This is a genomic window from Sphingopyxis sp. BSNA05 (genome assembly GCF_013265645.1).
In the GTDB taxonomy this organism is placed as follows: Bacteria; Pseudomonadota; Alphaproteobacteria; order Sphingomonadales; family Sphingomonadaceae; genus Parasphingorhabdus.
Map to the genome: position 1 here is coordinate 79615 of NZ_PYIA01000085.1, position 20745 is coordinate 100359.

Genomic DNA, 20745 nt, shown 5'->3' on the forward strand with positions numbered 1-20745 from the left:
TATCAGCCCGTCGCTTTCCCAGCCATAGCCTGAGAAGCGGTCGGTTTCCCAATAGAGCCGGCCGTCCCGATAAACGCCGCCAAATTCGAAATGCTGCTTGCGGCCGTCGGCCCAGATCAGGTCATTATGCTGGATGTAGGCAAATTCGCCGTCGTCCGGAAATTCGCAACGGGTAAGCGTGCGATGCTCGTCGAGCAGATTGCCTTCACTGTCCTGATGGCGATAGATACCATCCAGCGGCCTTCATGCGCCAGCATATTTGGCATATTCTCGGCCATCAGGCGCGCCAACCGCTCACGGGCGACCGTCGCCCACAAAATTCTCTTCGGCGAAATCCTGTATCCGTGCCGGCGTTGCGGTCTGGCGGATCAGCGCCTGCTTGCGGAAGAAGCGGGTGAGCCCGCTCTCGCCCATACGCGATGGACCCATGCCGGACATTTTGAAGCTCGAATTTTCCGCGTCCCAGACCATTGCCGTCATCGATCCGTCGTTGATCGAGATGCGCCGGCTTCCAGCCGGGTGCCAACCGCCTCCGCTTCTGCTGTGCTGCCCGCCAGAACCGCTGCGGACAGGCCATAGATTGTGTCATTGGCCTGAGCGATCGCCTCTTCGACGTCGTCAAAGGGGATGACCGGCAGCACCGGCCCGAAGCTTTCATCGCGGACGATGGCCATGTCCGGCGTGACATCGGCGATCACTGTGGGTCGCAAATAGGTGCCGCCGCCCAATATTTCGACGGTTCCCCCGGCCAGAATGCGCGCACCTTTTTCCTTCGCTTCAGTAATCTGCTCGGCGATTTTCTGTCCTTGCGGCGCGAAGATAAACGGACCGATCTCGCCTGGTGGATATCCGGATAGTTGAGTCGCACTTTCTCCGCTTCGTTTACCAGGGTCTCGAGGAATTTGTCGTAGATCGGGCGGGCCACATAGAGCCGTTCGATCGACTGGCACGCCTGTCCGGTCGCGAGGATGCTGGCCCGGAGCGCTGTTCTGGCCGCTTCGACGGGATCGGCGCTGGCCATTATGATCATCGGATCCTTGCCGCCCAGTTCGAGATTGGCGGGAATGAACGCCTCTGCTGCGGCCACTGCAACCTTGCGACCGGTCGCAACCGAGCCGGTGAAACAGACATAGTCGACATTGGCGACCAGAGCCTCGCCGGTGGCGGCATCGCCGACGATAATCTCGAGTATTTTGCCAGTTCCGGGACCTCGGCGATACTCGCCCGCAACGGTTCGACAAATCGCGGTGTAATCTCGGAAGGCTTGATCAGCGCGGCGCAGCCGGCGAATAATGCCGGGATCGCGTCGATGGTGCTGAGCGTCATCGGAAAGTTCCACGGGGCTATCGCACCGAACAATGCAAAGGGAACCAGCCGCGTGCTGTTGATAACGGTCGGGTTGGCCGACTGGATTTCGGAAGGCGAGTGGCGCGCGATAATCTCGGGGGCCTGTTCGGCCCAGCGCCGGATCGTCCCCGGCACGCCGCCGACCTCGATTGCCGCGATGCCCGCCCTGCCGGTATCGATGGTCAGCTGGCCGATGATCGCGCCGGCATGTTTCTCTATCGCATCAGCCCAACGCAGCAGGATGGCGCTGCGTTCGGCAAGCGCCATGGCGGCCCATTCGGGCTGGTGCCGGCGCAGGCGTTTGGCGGCAGCGGCGACCCCCTCGCTGTCCACGGGGGTGAATTCATAGTCCGCTTCACCGGTGCGGGGATTGCGGACCTTCATTGCTGCGATCTCCAGCTGCTGACGATGGATTCGCCGGTCGCAAAGCCGATTTCCCGGCGTGCGGCGAGGCCGGCAATCAGCGTTTCAAATGCGGCAATGCGATAGGGCAGGCCCATGATATAGGGCGTGAGGTGCATCGGCATCATCCGCCCGCCGAATTGATCCGCTTCGCCGAGTAGCCAGTCGGCCGCATCGGTCATCTGCTGCGCGTAGCTGTCTACCGATTGTTGCTGGACATTGATGATCTGCCGATCCGACAATTCATGGTTGAGCGGCAGGTTGGTAATCTCGCCGGCCGGTGTCTGAAAGCCATAGGGCAATTCGTCATTGGCCCAGTCGCACATATAATCGAGACCGGCACCGGCCAGTAATCTGGCCGTGTTGAAGCTTTGTGACCGGGCAATCGAGAGCCAGCCGCGGGGCCGGTCGCCGGTCGCTTTTTCAAGGCTGTCGAGCGATTGCATGATCAACGCCTTTTCGTCTGCCTCGCCCAATCCGCTGGCAATGGTGCCGTTCATGTCGGTGCTATGGGCGACAATCTCGTGTCCGCCCGCCAGGATATCCGCGATCAGCTCGGGATAGCGTTCGGCGACTGCACTGTTGGTTGCCACCGAAATTCTGGCGCCCACTTTCTCGAACGCGCCAAGCAGCCGGTAAATGCCTATTCTGGTGCCGTATTCCCGCGCGGTATAATGGCGATAGTCGGGATAGGCGGTCTGCATGTGACCCGGCGCGCGAAACGGATCATCACCGGGAATCATCGGAAAATATTCCAGACTGATGACCGGCCAGATCAGCAGCTTCTTGGCATCCGGCCATTGCAGCGGTTTGCGCTCGAAAAAATTCGAATAGGGATAATAGTCGTGATCCATCCCGCGGCCACGTTTCGGATATTCCAGATAGCTCGGATCAAGGCTCATGCGTTTTGCTCCCGGAAACGATCGACGATGTCGCCGGCCTTTGTAATCCAGGCCCGGCCATCGCCGGCGATATGTTCGAGCACCGATTCAAAGGCGCCGATACGGTGAGGCTGACCGATCAGATAGCTGTGCAGCGGGATGCACATGACCGTTCTGGACGCTTCGCCCTCTTCTGCCAGCCGGTCATATTGCCGGATCAGCGTGTCGGCATATTCGCGTGGTGACATATTGTAGATGAAAAAGCCGTAATGGTCGTTGACCTCGAGACTGTAAGGGATAGCGGTCAGCTTCCCCGATTTCACTTTCACGTCGGTGGGCTGGTCATCATGATAGAGGTCGCAGGTATAGTCGAGACCATATTCGGCGATCAGGTCGAGCGTGCGGGGCGTGTGGGTGAGTGCCGGCGCCAGCCAGCCGCGGATCCGCTGACCGGTGGCGCGCTCTACCGTCTCAATACTGTCTTCGATGATCGCGCGTTCCTGCGCTTCGTCCATCCCGTAGCTGTAGCGCGTATTGTAGATGCCATGGCTGAAAAACTCCCAGCCGCGCTGGCTCGCATCTTCGACCACTTCGGGAATATGGTCGCAAAGCGCCACCGACAGGCTGACCGAGCCGGGGAAGCCGTGTTTGCTCATCATCTCGGCCATGCGCCAGTGCGACACGCGGTTGGCATGATCGCGATGGGAATAGCCGACCACATCGGGATGCGGCTTTGCCCAGCTTTTACGATGCGGATTGACCGCGGGGTCGAGTTCGTAAAATTCGAGATTGGGCGCCACCCAGACGGCGCAGGTCTTGCCGTCCGGCCATTCGATCCTGGGCCGGTTGCGGTAGGGCAGATAGTCATAAAGGCCGGGATCGGCTTTCTGCATCTCCCCCATCATCGCGCTTCCAGCCAGTCGATCACCGTCTGCACCGGTTCAACATCGGCATATTTGATCTGCAAGTCCGTCAAATTGGCAAAATGGTAGCTTTCGTGCTTGTCGGCACAGGTTTCGATCGGGACTATCGTGCGATAACCGTAGCTGAGCGCATCAACGGCGGTTGCCCGGACGCAACCGGAGGTCGAGCCGCCGGTGACCACAACCGTATCGACCTTGTGCCAGACCAGATAGCTCGCCAGCTGCGTTTCAAAAAAGCGCTTGGCATCCGCTTGGTATATTGCAGGTCATTGGGACCGACTTCGCAACGCGGATCCAGTTTGTGCCGCTCGCTGCCATATTTGATATTCTGAAGCGAATCTTCGGTATCGGTGCGCGTGCCCCAGACCCCGGCGTCGCCGGCGTCATTCTTGTAGGCGACCTGGCTCCAGATCACGGGCATGTCCTTCGCCCGCGCCAGATTCGAAATCCTGTTGATATAGTCGATCTGTCCGGGATCGGTCTCATAAGCGGTCTTGAACATGTCGGTCCGCGTATAGGCTTGCTGCACATCGACATTGACGATCGCCAGTTTTTCGCCAAATCCAAATTTTTTACGGGCAGGATTACCAATCACCTGGTCGAAGATTTCTCTCGCTGTGCGGCCATCTTCCACCATTTTGGTACCAATAAGCGTCATAATTTTTGTACTCCGGATTCGAATAAAGCATCTTAATCACAAGAAAAAGCTTGTCGAGACATATTTGTCCGGACAAATTGGGGTTTATGATTACACGCCACTTTATCGACGTCGAGTCCAACGGCAACAAACGCCGTGTCCATTATCGCTTGTCGGGTAGCGGGCCGGTGTTGCTGATGGTGCACCAGAGTCCGCGCAGTTCAAAGGAATATGAACCCCTGATGCGAAAATGGGGGAAATATTTCACCTGTATCGCCCCTGATACGCCGGGTTTCGGCCAGTCGGACCGGTTGCCCGGAACGCCCGATATCAATGACTATGCCGACGCGCTGATCGAATTTCTCGATGCACTGGGTGTCAAAAAATGCGCGGCTTACGGCTTCCACAGTGGCGGGATCATTCTGGTCACGGCGGTCAAGCGTCACGCGAATCACTTCACGACTTTGGCGATCGGCGGCTATGCCATATGGACGCCGGAAGAGATGGAGCTGTTCAGCCAGCAATATCTGCCCGAATTCCACCCTTCAAAATATGGCGAGCATCTGGTCTGGTTATGGAGCCGGATTTTGGAGCAGAGCTGGTTTTTCCCGTGGTTTGCAGCCGATAACCAACATCGTCTGTCGGTGGCCCATGCCGATCCGCTACGCGTGGATGCCGTGGTCCGGGAAATGCTGGATGCCGGCAATGCCTATCAGTTTGGCTATGGGGCTGTTCTGCGCGCGCCGCGCGATATTCCGGCGGTGGATGCAGACGTGCCACCCTGCCTGATCAGCGCCTATCAGGGGGATCCGTTGCAGGATCATATCGACCGGCTCGGCGAATTGCCGCCATCATGGTCGGCCCGCAAGGTTGCGACGCCGGACGACCATCAGCACCATAGTCTGGCGCATCTGCGGCAGACAGAAACGCCGGTGACCGGTCCCTTGAACGATGTCACGGACGAAGGATTCATTCATATTGAATCCGACGGTTTTGACGGACTGATACACTGGTGCGGCAACCCAGCGGCATCTACTCTGGTGCTGCATGCGCCGGGCCGGGCTGCACCCAGGAAAACCGGAAGCGACGCCGTGTATATCGACATGGCCGGGCACGGCTTGTCGGATGACTGGCAAGGCCAGGCCCCTACAGACTGGTCTGGCTGGGCGAATCTTGTCGAAGCCTGCGCAAAACGGCTCGGTACGGATGATGTCCGGTACGAGACCCTGCCTGCTGGTGAGGCGGATTTGCTCTACCCCGATCTTTCGCCGGACCGCTTTGGCTCTTACCTGACAAAAGCATGGCAGATTGTCCGGGCGGCGGAGATATTCGAACCATGGTATGAGGCAACGGCGGCCCACGCCGTTCCGTTCGATCCCGAAAATCTGGAACCGCACATGCTGGCCGAACGGCATCTCGAATTGCTGAACGCCAGAGCGGCCAAGGAATATCATCTCGCATTACAGAACAGACAGATACGCTAACGAAGGAATAAATTATGGGAATTCGCGAAAACATGCCCCTGCTGGCGCGCCACGAAGGCGTTTGGGATGGTACCTATAGCTATTTCAACGCGCAGAACGAAAAGATTGACGAGCATGCATCGCGCTTGCTCTGCCGCTTTCCCGATGATGAGAGCAAGGCACCTTATCACCAGACCAACCATTATACATGGGCGGACGGCAAGACCGAGATTCGCGAGTTCCCCGCCGAATATCGCGACAATCGTATCTGGTGGAACAATGACCTGATCATCGGCTGGGCCGCCGAAGTGCCGCTGGATGAATATAACCGCACCGTGATGCTCTACTGGCAACGCACTGGCGATCCTTCGCTTTATCTCTACGAACAAATCCAGATCAGCGACGACGGGCAAAACCGGTGCCGGACCTGGCACTGGATTCGCGACGGCAAGCTGGAAACGCGCACCGCGATTCAGGAAACTTTCGTAACCAAGGACTGGCGCGCGATCGACAAGGAAATGGGGCTGGGCATCTGAAACAGGCGCTGACCCTTTTCGACAAATTGTGGCGCAGCCATGTGGTGGCCGATTTGCCTGGCGGCGGAGCGCTGATAGCCATCGACCGGGTGTTCCTGCACGAGCGTACCGGAGCGGCAGCGCTGAATTCGCTTGCGGAAGCCGGTCGCAAGGTCGCCGATCCGTCTCGGGTGTTTGCCGTTACCGATCATATTGTCGACACGCGGCCGGGCCGCACGGACCAGACGCTGATGCCCGGTGGTCAGGCCTTCATTACCGAGACACGCGCCGCGGCCAGGGCAGCGGGGATCACATTGTTCGATGTCAATGATCCCGACCAGGGGATCGTCCATGTGATATCGCCGGAGCTTGCCATTGTTCTGCCAGGTACCACGGTCATTGCGCCGGACAGCCATACCTGCACGCAGGGGGCCTTTGGTGCTCTGGCATGGGGCATCGGTTCCTCGGAGGCCGAACATGCCATGGCGACCGGTACGCTGCGCCTGTCCAATCCAAAATCCATGCGGGTGACGTTCACGGGCAAGTTAGCCGCCGGAGTTACGCCGAAAGATATGATCCTGACCCTGCTGGCGCACCATGGTGCGGCCGGCGGCAAGGGGCATGCCGTGGAATTTGCCGGAGAAGCGGTGTCGGCGCTGGATATGGAAGGACGGATGACCTTGTGCAACATGGCGACGGAATTTTCCGCCATGTCCGGCTTCATCGCGCCGGACGACAAGACGTTCGAATATCTCGAAGGTCGTCGCTATGCCCCCTCGGGTGACCAATGGCAGCGGGCTTGCAACCATTGGCGGGAACTGGTCGGTGATAGCGAGGCGGTCTTCGACCAGGAGATCGAAATTGATGCGGGCGCGATCGCGCCGATGGTGAGTTGGGGTACCAATCCCGGCCAGACATGCAGCATTGACGGTGCCGTCCCGGTCGACGCCCCGCCAGCACCTCTCGCTTATATCGGCCTGACGGCGGACCAGCCGATCAGGGGGGTGCCGATCGACGCTGCGTTCATTGGCAGTTGCACGAACAGCCGCCTGTCCGATTTGCGCCGGGCTTCCGCCCTGCTCAGGGGGCGGAAAATCGCCGAGGGAATCAAGGCGATCTGTGTGCCCGGCTCCACCCGTGTCAAGCGCGAGGCAGAAGCGGAGGGGATCGACCGGATTTTCACCGATGCCGGGTTCGAATGGCGCGAGAGCGGCTGTTCCATGTGTTTTTACGCAGGGGGCGAAAGCTTTGCGGCCGGTTCACGGGTGATCTCTACGACCAATCGCAATTTCGAAAGCCGCCAGGGGCCGAATGTCCGGACCCATATTGCCAGTCCGGAAACGGTGGTTGTCAGTGCTCTCGCCGGCATGATCTCCGATCCCCGGGACCTGTTGGAAAGCGAGCTGGTCTGATGGCGAAAGCTTTTGAAATCCTGATCTCGCTGCCGATGCCGCTGATCCGCGACAATATCGACACCGACCAGATCATTCCATCGCGCGAGATGAAGAGCACCGGCAAGACCGGCCTCTCCGACGGCCTGTTTGCCGGCTGGCGCTACACCGAGATAGGCGGTCGCGAGCCCGATACCGATTTCGTGATGAACGATCCGGTCTATGCTGATAGCCAGATCATTCTGGGCGGCACCAATTTCGGTTCGGGTTCAAGCCGGGAACATGCGGTCTGGGCGCTTTCGGAATATGGCTTCCGCGCGGTGATCGCGCAAAGCTTCGCGCCCATTTTTGCCGGAAATTGCGTGCGCAACGGAATCCTGCCAGCGATATTGGATGCCGCTGCGATCACGACGATCGAACGGTCCAAGACAGCGGTCACCGTCGACCTGCGTGCCCAGACCATCGCAACCGCCGACGGCCAAATCTGGAGCTTCCCGATTGAGGCCGAGGCAAAGGCGATGCTGCTGGAAGGACTGGACGCTATCGATCTCAGCCTGAAAATGGCCGATGAAATCACCGCATGGCAGCAGGCTGACCGCGCCATGCGACCGTGGATATATCTAGGAGCAAACAGATGAGCAAATCCGTGACGATCAGCGAAGTCGGGCCGCGCGACGGCCTGCAAAGCGTGGATCGTGTCATGGCAACTGAAGCGAAAAAGGCCTGGATCCGGGCCGAAGCAGAGGCTGGCGTGAGCGAGATCGAGGTCGGCAGCTTCGTGCCGCCTTCGCTGCTCCCGCAGATGGCCGATACGGCGGAGATTGTCGCTTTTGCCAAGACCATCCCGAATCTCGACGTGGTGGCGCTGATACCCAATCTGAAGGGCGCCGAGCGCGCCATCGCCTGCGGTGTTGATAAGATGTCGATCCCCTTTTCCATGTCGGAAACCCACTCGATCAACAATGTCCGCAAAGATCATCCGGCGATGCTGGCGGAGATCAGGGGCATCGCCGATCTGGTCGCGCAGCAGCCCGAGGGCCAGCGCCCCCATTTCGAAGTCGGCCTGTCGACCGCTTTCGGCTGCACGCTCGAGGGGCCTGTGCCGGACGACCAGATCGTCCGTCTGGCTGAAGCGGCGATGGAGGCCGGTGTCGCCGAATGCGGCCTCTCCGACACCACGGGCTATGCCAATCCCGCGCAAGTGACGCGGCTGGTGCGCAAGGTGAAGGCGGCAATCGGCGCGGACAAGCTCAATACATTGCATCTCCACAACACGCGGGGGCTGGGTCTGGCAAATGTCATGGCCGGCCTGACTGAAGGAATCACCACCTTCGACAGTTCGCTCGGTGGCCTTGGCGGATGTCCGTTCGCGCCGGGTGCTTCGGGCAATATCGTGACCGAAGACCTGGTGTTCATGCTGGAAGCGATGGGCATCGACACCGGTATCGATCTGGAAAAATTGCTCAAAGTGCGTGATATCGTGGCCGAAGCGCTTCCCGGCGAGCCCCTGTACGGCTTCACCCCAGACGCAGGCCTTCCCCTTGGATTTGAGAAAGCAGCAGCATGAACCAACCGACTCCCCTTGCAGGCCTGAAAGTCATCGAATTCACCCATATGGTGATGGGGCCGGCGGTCGGCGCGATTCTCGCCTCGCTGGGCGCGGACGTCATCCGTGTCGAACCGATCGGCGGCGACCGGACCCGCAATCTGGTCGGCTCGGGATCGGGCTATTTCCCGATGTATAACCGGCACAAGCAGAGCATCTCGCTCAATCTGAAGGATCCGGAAGGGCTGGCTATCGCGCGAAAACTGGTCTCGGACGCTGATATCCTGATCGAAAATTACCGTCCCGGCGCGATGGACCGTCTGGGACTCGGCTATGAGGCGCTGTCCGAAAATAACGAGCGTCTGATCTACTGTTCGGAAAAAGGCTTTCTTCCCGGTCCCTATGAAAACCGCACGGCGCTCGATGAGGTTGCGCAGATGATGGGCGGACTTGCCTATATGACGGGGCCTCCCGGCCAGCCGTTGCGCGCCGGTTCCAGCGTCATCGACGTGACCGGCGGGATGTTCGGCGTCATTGCCATTCTTGCTGCCGTCGAGGAACGCCATCGCACCGGCAAGGGGCAGAAAGTACAAAGCTCGCTGTTCGAGACCACCGTCTATCTGATCGGCCAGCATATGGCGCAGAAGGCGGTCACCGGAAAAGCTGCCGACCCGATGCCCGCACGGATTTCGGCCTGGGCGATTTACGATGTGTTCCAGACAAAGGATGATCCGATATTCATCGGCGTGGTCACCGACGCTCTATGGGAGAAATTCTGCAAGCTCTTCGCGCTGGACGAACTATGGGCCGACGAAAGCATTCGCGAGAACAACAATCGTGTGGCCGCGCGCGACCGGATCATGCCGCAGATCCGCGAGCTGGTGGCGACCTACAGGCGCGATGATCTGATCGCCCTGCTGGACGGCACCGGCCTGCCTTTTGCCCCCATCGCACGCACCGAGGACATGTTCGATGATCCGCATCTGACCGCCAGTGGCGGGCTGGAAGACGTGACCCTGGTCGATGGCACGCAGACCAGGCTGCCGGCCCTGCCGATCGAAATGAACGGCACCCGCCCCTCGGCTGCGGCCACGCTGAAGACGGAAGGGGCCGATACCGGCTCCCTGCTGGGCGAACTCGGCTTCACCGCAGAACAGATCGCCACGCTCAAGGCGGCCGGCATCGTGCATTAGCCGGCACCCCGTTGCAAGCCGAAGCTGTGATACCCGCGTATGCTACCGCCAGGAATCACCTCGGGCGGCAGTTCAAGCGTAACGTAAAGGGTGCGCCTGTAGTTGGACGAAGGCAGTTTCCGAGCGTCCCGGAGAATTTTAATGGAGGACGATCCCTATTTTCCCAACCCGTCCTGATTGTTCGTTTTGCGATGATGGTACAAAAGACGCATGGTTGAATAGCAGGTGCCGATTCCCTGATAGGAACCCTCTTTGTCTTCGACTCGCTAGATTTCCCACGTGGTCGACTTCTGCCACCAATTCTGATTGTGTAGATACCATTTGACCGTTTGCGCCAGACCCTCTTCGAAAGTGCGGCTGGGCTGATAACCAAGCTGCTCGCGAGCTTTCGTTTCGTCAATCGCATAGCAGCGATCATGCCCCGGCCGGTCAGCGACAAAGATTTGAAGTGTATCGCTACACTTTCCCTGCGCTGCAGGTGCGTCTGGAAAATGTCGGGCTAGGGCGCGGTCGTGAACAAAGGCAGCGTCTACGGTTTCGCACAGTCTTTGTATTACCGACAGGTTCGTTAGTTTCTGCCCGCCACCTATATTATAGGTTTCGCCAATCTGGCCTTTTGCAATCACTGCTTCAATTCCTCTGCAATGATCTTCCACGTGCAACCAGTCGCGCACATTCATGCCGTCCCCATAGATTGGAAGCTGCTTGCCATGGAGACAGTTGAGAAGAAACAGCGGAATCAGTTTTTCGGGGAACTGGTAGGGTCCGTAATTATTGGAACAGTTGCTGGTCGTGGTCTCCAGCCCATATGTTTGGTGATAGGCACGGACCAGATGGTCGCTTGCTGCCTTCGATGCCGCGTATGGCGAATTGGGTCTAAAAGCTGTGGTCTCGCTGAAAGCCTGATCACCGGGATCAAGGCTACCATAAACTTCATCGGTGGAAACATGATGGAAACGGTGTGCTTTTCCCCCGCCATCCAGCCAGTTCTCTTTGGCTGCTTTCAACAGGCTGTGTGTACCGATAATGTTGGTTTGCAAAAAGCGTCGGGGCCATCAATCGACCGGTCCACATGGCTCTCTGCTGCAAAATGGACAATGGTATCAATATCGCGGGCTCTCACCAAAGCCGTCATTGCGGGATGGTCACAGATGTCAGCAACCACCAGTTCGGCATTAACGCCTTCGAGACTTTGCGCATTACCCGCATAAGTGAGCGCATCAACAACCGTAATCGTGTCACCGGGATTCTTGCCGTTCCAGTAACGGACAAAATTTGCTCCGATAAATCCAGCGCCGCCAGTGACGAGCAAATTAGCCATTCTCCTTGATCTCCAAAATGGTGTCACGCAGGGCGTCGCGCCAATGGCGGTCCGGACTACCCAGGACGTTCCATGCTGCCTGCTTGTCGAGCACTGAATAGCTCGGGCGACGAGCGGGTGTAGGATAGCAACTTGTCGGGACAGCGGTGATGATCGGGCATTTTCCGAGCAATCCAACCGCCAGGCTCTCTTCTGCAATTGCGATGGCAAATTCATGCCAGTTGCACATTCCGTCGTTTGTGAAATGATAGATGCCCGTCGCTCCAGCATCCGCAAATCTTATCACCGCATCCGCAAGGTCTCCCGCAGCAGTCGGCGACCCGGTCTGGTCGGCTACCACGTCCAATTCATCTCGCTCGGCCATGAGCCGAAGCATAGTGAGAACGAAATTCGAACCTTCTGCCGCATAAACCCGTGAAGTACGAATGATCAAAACGTCGCGTAAGGCTGCCTGTACCGCAAGCTCCCCGGCTAGCTTGGTCGCGCCATAAACACTGAGCGGCGAAGCTTTGGCGTTTGGCTTGATTGGCTCGTCGTGGCCTTCGCCAAAGATGAAGTCGGTTGAAATATGCACTAGCGCCTTGTTCGAAGCTGCACATTGCTGCGCTATCCAGCCCGGCGCATCCCCGTTGATCTTTCGCGCCAGCGCCCGCTCGCCCTCGGCCTTATCCACGGCAGTATATGCCGCTGCGTTGATGATAATATCACAATCGCTGGCAGCAATCATTGCCCTGGTCGCACCCTCATCGGTGATGTCGCATTCTGCTCGACCGAGAGCTTCTATTGTCCAGCCATCACCTGCTTTGGCTTGCAGGGCTCGCCCCAGCTGCCCACTGCCGCCGAAAACAAGCGCCTTCATATAAATGTTTCCGCCTGCGCGAAAGCCACGGCTGCGGCATCTTTGTCCGATAAGAGCGGCTCGCCATCTAGGGGCCAGTCGATGCCGAGCTCTGCATCATTCCACAGCAAGGACCGCTCATGTTCCGGCGCGTAAAAATCAGTGCAGCGGTATAGCACCTCCGTCCGGTCTTCGAGCGATAGAAACCCATGAGCAAAGCCCGGAGGCACCCACAGCAGGTTTCTATTTTCTTCCGACAGCGTGAAGCCTTCCCATTTGCCGAATGTCGGCGAGGATTTCCGCAAATCGATCACGACGTCATAGATCGACCCCGCCACGACGCGGACCAGTTTTCCCTGCGGTTTCTGTATCTGGTAATGCAGCCCGCGCAACACACCTTTGGCCGACCGGCTGTGATTGTCTTGTACGAATTTCAATTCCAGCCCCAGCTCGGCAAACCTCGCCTCATTCCAACTTTCGTAGAAAAAGCCACGATCATCGCCAAACACTTCAGGTTCGATAATTTTGATATCTGCTATGCTGGTGTCAACCAATCGCATCAGTCATGCTTCCGTTCGAGCAAACGCTTTAGATATACGCCGTAATCACTTTTGATAAGCGGCTGCGCTATTCGCAGCAATTGCTCATCATCGATAAAGCCCATTTCCCACGCCACTTCCTCGGGGCAGCAGATTTTCATGCCTTGGCGGTCTTCTATCACCTGTGTAAACTGCGATGCCTCCAGAAGACTATCATGCGTGCCGGTGTCGAGCCATGCAAAGCCACGGCCCATAATCTCGACATTGAGCGAGCCTTGTTCGAGATAGAGCCGGTTGAGGTCGGTAATTTCAAACTCCCCGCGATGCGATGGTCCGACCGTTTTGGCGAATTCCACGGCCTGATCGTCATAAAAATAGAGGCCCGTAACGGCATAGTTGGATTTTGGCTCTGCGGGCTTTTCCTCGATGGAAATAGCCTGACGATCAGCATTAAATTCGACCACGCCGTAACGCTCCGGATCTTTGACATGATAGCCAAATACGGTTGCACCATAATCCCGATCATTGGCAGCGCGGATCAACTCGGGCAGGCCATGACCATAAAAATATTGTCTCCGAGGATAAGCGCACTCGGATCATTTCCGATAAAATTCTCGCCAATATGAAAGGCTTGGGCAAGGCCCATTGGCTCGGGCTGCTCGGCATAGGTCAGGTCAATGCCCCAATCCCTGCCGTTGCCGAGCAGATGTTGAAATGATGATGCGTCATCGGGGGTTGTAATAATCATGATTTCGCGGATACCCGCCATCATGAGCACCGATAGCGGATAATAGATCATCGGCTTGTCATAAATCGGCATGAGTTGTTTGCTAATCGCCTTGGTAGCCGGATAAAGCCGAGTGCCGGAACCTCCTGCGAGTACAATGCCCTTACGCACGCAACCTCCTTTATCTACGGCCTCGAAAATAGCTGTAGCCAGGCACTAGCGCCAGTGCAGCATAATTGCCAACCCCGTGCCCAATGTGCAAAAATTGCTCGCATGGTCGGAGCGCGACTGCCGCGTTTGTGGATAAGAATTATATGTATGTCGTCGGCACTCAATAGATCGATGGGCGGATGTCGGCCCTGACCGGCTAAACTTCCAGGGGCGAACTATATGTCACTACTGCATTGGTTGGTTATGCGGTCGAGTAATTCCAAGCTGTTATGGCGCAGCCAGTCATATCTGTCGGGTAGGGCGGCGCGGTAGACGGAAACAGTCTTTATAACGTCGGTGAGCCTGTTCACATCGCGTATGCGCGCTTGCTTCCCGCCCGCCTGCGGCGCGTATATTTGGCCAAGCAAAGCGGCGAGTGCACTGGCGCCGCTCAGTTTCTCAATTGTTAACTCACCTGCCCTACGTGGCGCCAGAACAAGAATCGTGCCCAACGGCCTTGCCTCGGCCTCAAAACGGAATGGCGATTGCTCCAGATCAACATAAAGCTTGTCAGCGAAAGACATTACGCTGCCAATATTTTGCGAATTTTCGAGTAAGAGACCATTGAAGGTCTCGGGCCAAAGCCGGATTCTGGGATAAGCGGATGCAATTTTCCAATTCTCGCCGTTGGTGATCAAGCGCCCGACATCATCGGCTAAAACCGGCACACCTTGCTGGGCCCAGCCTGCGGTCAGAGAGGATTTTCCAGCGCCTTTGGGACCAACTACACCGATAGCTTTTCCGTGCCATGAAAGGAAACCACCATGCAAACAGCTATTCCCGCAAAGCCGCAAAAATACCCGAAAACTGCGCCGGTAAGATAGGCTTCGACGTCCTCGGCTGGCGTTCCAGATTGTACGATGACCTCGATACGTTTGGGCGAAAGGTGCAGGATATAATCGATCGCACCTTTGTCGCTCCGGTGCTTGGCCAGCCATGGGCCATTGCCGCCTTCATCCGCCATCAATATCTCGAGATAGGGTAGACCGGCTGCGTTCAGTCCCGTGGTCCGCAATATCGAATGGCCTGCCGACTGTTCTGGCAATTCTGCCATCTCCGAGAATTGCAAAGTCAGATCGGCAGAGCCTCCGCCAGCGCCTGGTTTCAATGAATCAAGCGGCTGGTTGGAGGTGATTTGCATGCCATAGGCATGATAATGAAATCGGGTCATCGCAGGTTGACCGCATGTGTTGCGGTTTGCCCCTCAGCGGAGCAGTTCTCCAGGATCGCGGTTGTGGCTGCAGCAACTTGCGCGTTGACCGAGGCGCAGTCGGTATCCGGCATAGTTGGCAAGGAAGTGCCGCTCATCGAAATATCGCGCAACAATGAGTGGAAATATTCCCGAACGGGATCGCGAAAGAGGACGCGGCGGGTGTAATGTGAACGGGCTTCGGCAGCTTCGCCAAAACGCCGATATCTGCGCAGCGATCTAAGGCGGAGCAGCGGTGCAAGCAAGCGACTCTTGTCGAGTCCCCAACGTGCAAGCCGACCTTGCGGTCCCGCTGCGCGCAATGCCGGAAAACTAAATCCGCCCAGATGATGTAGATGGGGCAGCTCTATGTAGTATCCCGGTGTGGGCAGCATGGCGTTGATCACTTTCCCGGTGTCATAAATCGCGGCTTTGCGTCCGCGCCGTATCAACTCCTGTTGCACGGTAGGCGGCAAAGCTTCCCATCGATACTCGCCAAACCGCAGGTCATATTTTCTCATGATGTCGCCCAACGGCGCGCGGTCATAGACGGCCAGGTAAGTGCAGCCCAGGCAATCGCCTCGTGAATCCCAGATATATTCACCAGTCAGGCTCTGAAAATCATCCCTGAATATGCCAGCGCCGTCCGCCAGCCAAACCGGTGCACCCGAGAATACCGCTGGCGCAGTTTTGCGGTATCGAGCACATCGTCCAGAAACGGGCCGGATGCGACGATATCGGAATCCATGAAGGCAAAAGGTCCCGGCGTTTCCAGAGCAAAAAGTGCATCAAGCACTTCGCCATGCGGGCGGCAACCATCTCCGGACATTTGCCATAGTTCGAGCCTCTCATGGGTCTTGACAAAATTTTCTAATATCCTGCGTTCCGGCATCATACAGCCATTGTCGACCAAGCGGAAACGCGCCGCGCTCTGGCGCAGCAAGGACTGCACAAAGGGCAGCAGGTGGATCACCGTACCCGGCGTGTAGATTATGTTGAACGTGATCTGTTCCATCATGAGTTCGCTTTCGGTGCGAGGGAGCGATCTAGCCAATGCCCGACCTCGAAAGGTATCAGCTTGCTCAGCTTTGCGATATCATCGGAAAAATATCTCCGGTTGATACGCAGTTCTTCCTCTGCCGTTAATCCTAACGGCAGCGATCCCAACGCGCTTGTCCGCGATGCAAAGGCGCGTAACTGCTTCGACGGGTTGCGCACAGTGATAGTATCGACCCCCGTGGCTGATCGCGGTGGATGCCCCAAGGCCGTTTTTGCCAAAGTCACGAGACTTTGTTTAACCGGCTTTGCAGCCTCATTTCGCCCACCGGTATTCACGGTTACGACGGCTTCGTTACCTTGGTCGCCCGACAGCAATTGTAAGTTGCGAGCGGGCGGCCGCCCTGACGAAACCGGCTGGTGATTTTGAAAGGGGCAACACCGAGGAAGGAATAGATGCTTTGCATGATCGACGATTGACGTTGTGTCATTGCCTCGAAAGAAATGAAATGACATTGGTTGGTGGGAAATTTATCCAGATAGCGTTCGATCTGCTCGGCATACAGGCCGCGGCCCAGATAGCCGAATGGCGGTTGGTCGCGCTTGCCAGTCACGAGCGACATTGCCTCGTTTTCGACAACTTCTGCGAAAGACCGTGATTCGCGAAATTGCGCGACATTGTGGCGATAATGCGAATAGGCGCGGGCGGCTGGACTACGCAGACTGATCAGTAACCGCAGATCTTTGCCAAGACCATCATGGAGACGTTGCGGCACTTTCGGCAAATAGAGATATTCGGGACACTTCTCTCCCACTGCCACCTCGCCGTTCCAGCCCGCGAAATGCCTTAGCTCATAAGCGGCCAAACCTTCAGCATAGCGCACATCCTCGCTGAAAAACGGGTCTCGCGCGGGCTGGCCATATAGATATCAGGATGCGCATTCAACAAATGCCACAAGCTCGTAGTGCCGCATTTCTGCGCGCCGATGCAAAGGAAATTGGGCAGCACGAACTAAACTTTCCCCAAATAGCGTTGCAATTGTCCAAAATCATATTCGGGATAATCATACAGATTGAGCAAAGAGAGGTGCCGATGCACTACTTTTGGCGTGATGCCGATATCATAGCCTGCATTTTTACAGCCTCGCATAGTTTGTTGTTGCCAATCAAGGCGCCGGTTTTATCGAGCGTTTCTGTCCTCGCAAGCAGCAACCGTCCAGCAGGCTTATACGGATTAATGATATCCATACCATGCGCATCCGGCTGAGCGCGTTCGGGACTCTTTGCTTTGATCAAGGCCATCAAAACATCTTCAGGCATGCCGGGTGCTATTTGTCGGGCTTGTACGGGGGAAATAAAGTCTGACAAATCAATCGACGTTCCAAGCAGCCCCAAGGTTGGCCGGACCTGCATAACATTCAACATCCGCGAGAGCCAATCAGGCTGACCGTCATCGATCGTTACATCGCCATCGGCGAGAACCATATAGTCGCCCATATCGGCGCGGTGCTGCGCGTAAATCATTTCCTGATTCTCGGGAATATTTTCGGGCATTTTATGCACCGCATGAAACATCCCGCGCCGTGAAAAAGACGCTATGATCTGGTCCACCACCGGATCGTCGGACGCGTTGTCGATCAGCACGAACCGGCAGGGGCTTTTGGTGTTTCGGTAGAAGGAATCTAGCGACGCCCAAAGATGCAGCGGGCGGTTCCAGCTTTTGATGAACACATAGATTGGCGAGGCAGATGGCGATGGTCGCAACGACTCAGTCGCGCGCATCCGCCGCGACCACAAATATTTCTTCGCCAGCCGGCGTGGCAGGCTTTTGAGCGCCATTAGCATCGAACAAGGTTGCTTTCCGGAGGGTTCAGGCTGTGCTGGCATAGATAGCTATATAGATGTGCGCAAGATTTGGGCATTTCGGCGTCTGAAGATGGTCGTTGATGATCAAGATTGCTACTGACAAAGCGCCACAATTTCCATGACGACGGCTGCAATCCCAAATCGCCGGCAAGATCCTTGATCGTTTGTCGGTACTTGCCCGGCTGTTTCAAGTCATAGGTGATGATGGGAAAGGGGGCGTTCCGATGTTGCTTGATCAGCCGTTGGTTATAGTCTTCCCAAAGTGCCAACCCGCGCTCAATTGGCAGACCATTGCGATGATGCAGCGAGGACGCCACCGCCAGAGGATGACGGAATGTTCCGATGCAAGATACCGGTTGGGGCGCTATATTCAACCAGTCGTCCAACAGCAATAAAGTGCGAGGATCCTTGATGCCGCAGGGCCGGTCCGCAGCCAATAAAGCGGCAAAGCGCGCGAGCCTTAATTGCTGTGCGGGCGCGATATCCACGGCCACTGCTGGCCGGTCCCACGCCGCACCATTGGTCGTCAATATTTCGTCATGCAGCGCCACCAACTCGCGAGATTCAAAATATCCCTTTTATTGTGCGTACCCGTCCTGCGGACATCGCCCAGATGCAGCCCGCAACGCTCGAGCGCGCCCGCCAAGCAGCTGGTACCGCTACGATGCATGCCCAGTATCAGCACGAAAGGCCGGCTCACATCGCCAAGGGAAACAGCTGTCGCCTTGATCATTCCGCTCCCGTATCTGTATCACTGAACCGTTCGAGAAACATGGCGTAAGTCAGGCCGCGCAACACTATCTTGCCGTTTAAAAGGCCTCTGCTTTCCCCGTTTGAACATATCGTATTGGCACTCCTTTCTATCCAGTCGAGATCAAGCGCTTCGCTGGCGATCGGCGAAGACCTTGCGTTTTCAATGATCTCCATGATTTCATCACGACTCCCAGATAATATCTGGTTCATATTGCCGGCCAGCAGTCCGCGCTTTTTATCCCACAGCTGTTCATGCGGCATAAGGCCGGCAAAAGCATGACGGATAAGCAAGCGACCCTCGCCGCCGCGCGCATATTGTTCGGGTGGGATGCCATAACAAAATTCGAACAGCCTGCGGTCCATCGCTGGAATCTGGAGGTCGACGCCAAAATGGCCGGCAATCTCTCTCGATACGGTCAACCCGCCCGATTGCATGATATTATAGGCTGATCGCATCGGCTGCGGCGCGGTTTTCCATTTATCGTGCAATTCGGGGTCGGCGGGGGGCGATGCCTCCAATATCCTTTGTGCAAAATCGGGGCGGATCAGCATGCGGGCATGTGCCTGGTCGCCGCGCCGGTGTGCTTTAATTCGTTCTCTCATTCGCCGATAATGTCGTCGCCAGAAAGATCGCCTACGCTCCATATGGTCAAGCGAAACCGTGAAATTGCCTGCCTCACCGGTGAGCAGCGTCTTGATTCCGCTTTGTCCGGCTTGTTGCAACACACCATAATACCATGACCAACCGGCCAGCGCGTTTCCCGGCTCCTCGGTGATGTCGAGCATTGTCCTTAGAGCCTTGAGAGGAGAAGTCGGGAATCCGGAGACCCGCGTGACATCAATCCCTCCGGTAAATGCGGCCAGTCTTTGCACATTTGCCCATTCATCGGGTGTGCGGTCGTTCTTGACGTCCGGCGTCTCTCCGCCCGGAGTCCATGTGAAGGCCTTTAACCGCTGTCCGCGCGCAGCCAGCATCGGCACCGCCAATGCTGCCGTAGAACCCGAATCCAGTCCGCCGCTCAGAGTGATCCCAAACGGCCCCTCGCCGTGCAATTTGCTCGCCACCGCTGTGCGGTAGGTCTCGAGAAATGCCTCGCGATATTCATCATCGCTGCGGAGCCGTATATCGGGAACCTCTCCCGGATCCCAATAGCGATGACGGCGCGGCGTCGTGCCCTCGTTGAAAATCAAGAGGCTGGCGGGTGGAACTTTATGGATGTTTTTGTAAAAGCTGCTGGTGTCTCTTTTTGTGCCGTAGGATAATTGCGCCAGCGCAGCCATATTGAGATGCCGCCTGGTGTCGGCATGAGCGAGCAGCGAGGGCATTCGGTCGGCAAATGTGATCCCGCCGGGAGAAAGGTGATAATAAAGCGAATTGAAACCCAAAGCGTCGCGCGCCAGTATCAGCTGTTTCTCTTGTGGCTTCCACGCCGCAAAACTCCATGACCCAAGCAAATAGGAACCGACATCGGTGCCCCAAACATCATAAGCCTGAGCCAATAGCGCGGTATCGACCATGTTCTTAGTCTGCGCTGCCGGTATCGGTAATTTTTCGATGATCTCGTCACGGTTGTCTAGCCGGGCATCCGCCACCAGCCATCCGCCCCGATTTACAGGATAGACATGTAAACTAGAGTGGGCGTGGAACGCACCGGCCGCATCAACTTGAACGGAAGCGGATATTGGAGGCGCAAACCCGTTTCGCCCAAGGCGATACCCAACCATACCCTCCAGAATCGCATCCACCATATGGGGCTTTCTCAATAGATGGAATGGGGATTACACGGATTCCACCAATCGGCCGGCGTAAATTGCTATGCAGGCCGCTCAATAATTTACCTGGATTCTAAAAGCTCATGAAGAACCAAAGTCAGGTCCTCCGCCGCCGAAGGGATCAGATTGCGTATGCTCCGCCAGCGAACCATGATCTTCCAACTCCGGCTTCTCATAGATGGCCTTGGCGTTGTTTTGGTCGTTTGCTTCAGTTTGCATGAGAGTACCTTTACAA

At 56.9% G+C, this 20745-nt stretch carries 23 protein-coding genes and 4 pseudogenes; 6 read left to right on the forward strand and 21 right to left on the reverse strand.

Features of this window, described 5'->3' with window-relative positions; translation table 11 throughout:
- Positions 1-294: 294 nt before the first annotated feature.
- The 7 genes and pseudogenes from C8024_RS21520 to C8024_RS09810 all read right to left on the reverse strand — a co-directional run bounded on the left by C8024_RS21520 (position 295) and on the right by C8024_RS09810 (position 4211).
- Positions 295-480 (reverse strand): hypothetical protein, encoded by a 186-nt coding sequence (locus C8024_RS21520; RefSeq protein ID WP_254305772.1) that lies wholly within the window; start codon positions 478-480, stop codon positions 295-297.
- Positions 477-797 carry an aldehyde dehydrogenase family protein gene (locus tag C8024_RS21525; RefSeq protein ID WP_367947268.1) on the reverse strand — a complete coding sequence of 107 codons (321 nt, stop codon included), beginning with the start codon at positions 795-797 and terminating at the stop codon, positions 477-479. Before C8024_RS21525 ends, C8024_RS21520 begins: the two co-directional genes overlap by 4 nt.
- Positions 695-1339, reverse strand: a complete 645-nt coding sequence (locus C8024_RS21530; RefSeq protein ID WP_367947269.1) for an aldehyde dehydrogenase family protein — start codon at positions 1337-1339, stop codon at positions 695-697. Before C8024_RS21530 ends, C8024_RS21525 begins: the two co-directional genes overlap by 103 nt.
- Positions 1297-1731 (reverse strand): annotated as a pseudogene (locus C8024_RS21535) (aldehyde dehydrogenase family protein); the annotation flags it as partial. The gene C8024_RS21530 and the pseudogene C8024_RS21535, both read right to left, overlap by 43 nt.
- Positions 1728-2651 (reverse strand): polysaccharide deacetylase family protein, encoded by a 924-nt coding sequence (locus C8024_RS09800; protein ID WP_173204534.1) that lies wholly within the window; start codon positions 2649-2651, stop codon positions 1728-1730. The pseudogene C8024_RS21535 and the gene C8024_RS09800, both read right to left, overlap by 4 nt.
- Entirely contained in the window at positions 2648-3535 is an 888-nt protein-coding gene (locus tag C8024_RS09805; protein WP_254305773.1) for a polysaccharide deacetylase family protein, read from the reverse strand. Before C8024_RS09805 ends, C8024_RS09800 begins: the two co-directional genes overlap by 4 nt.
- Positions 3532-4211 (reverse strand): annotated as a pseudogene (locus tag C8024_RS09810) (isochorismatase family protein). The gene C8024_RS09805 and the pseudogene C8024_RS09810 overlap by 4 nt, the downstream one beginning before the upstream one ends.
- An 86-nt stretch (positions 4212-4297) precedes the next feature.
- Here C8024_RS09810 and C8024_RS09815 point away from each other — a divergent pair.
- The 6 genes from C8024_RS09815 to C8024_RS09840 are packed head-to-tail and all read left to right on the forward strand — an operon-like array spanning position 4298 to position 10298.
- Positions 4298-5674: an alpha/beta hydrolase gene (locus C8024_RS09815; RefSeq protein WP_173204537.1), complete on the forward strand. Its 1377-nt coding sequence runs from the start codon at positions 4298-4300 to the stop codon at positions 5672-5674.
- A 14-nt stretch (positions 5675-5688) separates the two neighbouring features.
- On the forward strand, positions 5689-6189 hold the full coding sequence (locus tag C8024_RS09820; RefSeq protein WP_173204540.1) for a DUF3598 domain-containing protein: 501 nt from the start codon (positions 5689-5691) through the stop codon (positions 6187-6189).
- The gene (locus tag C8024_RS09825; protein ID WP_173204622.1) at positions 6186-7580 is read left to right on the forward strand and encodes a 3-isopropylmalate dehydratase large subunit; all 1395 of its coding nucleotides are present in this window, start codon (positions 6186-6188) and stop codon (positions 7578-7580) included. Before C8024_RS09820 ends, C8024_RS09825 begins: the two co-directional genes overlap by 4 nt.
- Complete coding sequence (gene leuD, locus C8024_RS09830; RefSeq protein ID WP_173204543.1) at positions 7580-8197, forward strand: 3-isopropylmalate dehydratase small subunit; 618 nt, start codon at positions 7580-7582, stop codon at positions 8195-8197. The genes C8024_RS09825 and leuD overlap by 1 nt, the downstream gene beginning before the upstream one ends.
- Positions 8194-9126: a hydroxymethylglutaryl-CoA lyase gene (locus C8024_RS09835; RefSeq protein WP_173204546.1), complete on the forward strand. Its 933-nt coding sequence runs from the start codon at positions 8194-8196 to the stop codon at positions 9124-9126. Before leuD ends, C8024_RS09835 begins: the two co-directional genes overlap by 4 nt.
- The gene (locus C8024_RS09840; protein ID WP_173204549.1) at positions 9123-10298 is read left to right on the forward strand and encodes a CaiB/BaiF CoA-transferase family protein; all 1176 of its coding nucleotides are present in this window, start codon (positions 9123-9125) and stop codon (positions 10296-10298) included. Before C8024_RS09835 ends, C8024_RS09840 begins: the two co-directional genes overlap by 4 nt.
- Positions 10299-10564: 266 nt before the next feature.
- Here the strand turns inward: C8024_RS09840 and rfbB are convergent.
- From rfbB to C8024_RS23325, 14 genes and pseudogenes are all read right to left on the reverse strand, one after another.
- A pseudogene (gene rfbB, locus C8024_RS09845) lies at positions 10565-11619 on the reverse strand (dTDP-glucose 4,6-dehydratase).
- Positions 11612-12478, reverse strand: coding sequence for a dTDP-4-dehydrorhamnose reductase (rfbD, locus tag C8024_RS09850; protein WP_173204552.1), 867 nt, complete (start codon positions 12476-12478; stop codon positions 11612-11614). Before rfbD ends, rfbB begins: the two are co-directional and overlap by 8 nt.
- Entirely contained in the window at positions 12475-13017 is a 543-nt protein-coding gene (rfbC, locus tag C8024_RS09855) for a dTDP-4-dehydrorhamnose 3,5-epimerase (protein ID WP_173204555.1), read from the reverse strand. Before rfbC ends, rfbD begins: the two co-directional genes overlap by 4 nt.
- Positions 13017-13894, reverse strand: a pseudogene (rfbA, locus tag C8024_RS09860) (glucose-1-phosphate thymidylyltransferase RfbA). Before rfbA ends, rfbC begins: the two are co-directional and overlap by 1 nt.
- A 215-nt stretch (positions 13895-14109) precedes the next feature.
- Entirely contained in the window at positions 14110-14703 is a 594-nt protein-coding gene (locus tag C8024_RS09865; RefSeq protein WP_173204558.1) for a hypothetical protein, read from the reverse strand.
- A complete protein-coding gene (locus C8024_RS09870) occupies positions 14658-15104 on the reverse strand; it encodes a hypothetical protein (RefSeq protein ID WP_173204562.1) in 447 nt (148 codons plus the stop codon). Before C8024_RS09870 ends, C8024_RS09865 begins: the two co-directional genes overlap by 46 nt.
- Positions 15101-15655 (reverse strand): hypothetical protein, encoded by a 555-nt coding sequence (locus tag C8024_RS09875; protein WP_173204565.1) that lies wholly within the window; start codon positions 15653-15655, stop codon positions 15101-15103. The genes C8024_RS09870 and C8024_RS09875 overlap by 4 nt, the downstream gene beginning before the upstream one ends.
- Before the next feature lie 74 nt (positions 15656-15729).
- Positions 15730-16140, reverse strand: coding sequence for a hypothetical protein (locus tag C8024_RS09880; RefSeq protein WP_173204567.1), 411 nt, complete (start codon positions 16138-16140; stop codon positions 15730-15732).
- A 319-nt stretch (positions 16141-16459) separates the two neighbouring features.
- A complete protein-coding gene (locus C8024_RS09885; protein ID WP_173204570.1) occupies positions 16460-17002 on the reverse strand; it encodes a sulfotransferase domain-containing protein in 543 nt (180 codons plus the stop codon).
- A gap of 214 nt (positions 17003-17216) precedes the next feature.
- Positions 17217-17963 carry a glycosyltransferase family 2 protein gene (locus C8024_RS09890; RefSeq protein ID WP_173204573.1) on the reverse strand — a complete coding sequence of 249 codons (747 nt, stop codon included), beginning with the start codon at positions 17961-17963 and terminating at the stop codon, positions 17217-17219.
- Positions 17957-18535, reverse strand: a complete 579-nt coding sequence (locus C8024_RS09895) for a hypothetical protein (RefSeq protein WP_173204576.1) — start codon at positions 18533-18535, stop codon at positions 17957-17959. Before C8024_RS09895 ends, C8024_RS09890 begins: the two co-directional genes overlap by 7 nt.
- Positions 18511-18717 carry a hypothetical protein gene (locus C8024_RS09900; protein ID WP_173204579.1) on the reverse strand — a complete coding sequence of 69 codons (207 nt, stop codon included), beginning with the start codon at positions 18715-18717 and terminating at the stop codon, positions 18511-18513. Before C8024_RS09900 ends, C8024_RS09895 begins: the two co-directional genes overlap by 25 nt.
- Positions 18714-20486, reverse strand: a complete 1773-nt coding sequence (locus tag C8024_RS09905; protein WP_367947266.1) for an asparagine synthetase B — start codon at positions 20484-20486, stop codon at positions 18714-18716. Before C8024_RS09905 ends, C8024_RS09900 begins: the two co-directional genes overlap by 4 nt.
- A 105-nt stretch (positions 20487-20591) precedes the next feature.
- Positions 20592-20729 carry a lasso RiPP family leader peptide-containing protein gene (locus C8024_RS23325; RefSeq protein ID WP_173204607.1) on the reverse strand — a complete coding sequence of 46 codons (138 nt, stop codon included), beginning with the start codon at positions 20727-20729 and terminating at the stop codon, positions 20592-20594.
- Positions 20730-20745: the final 16 nt, after the last annotated feature.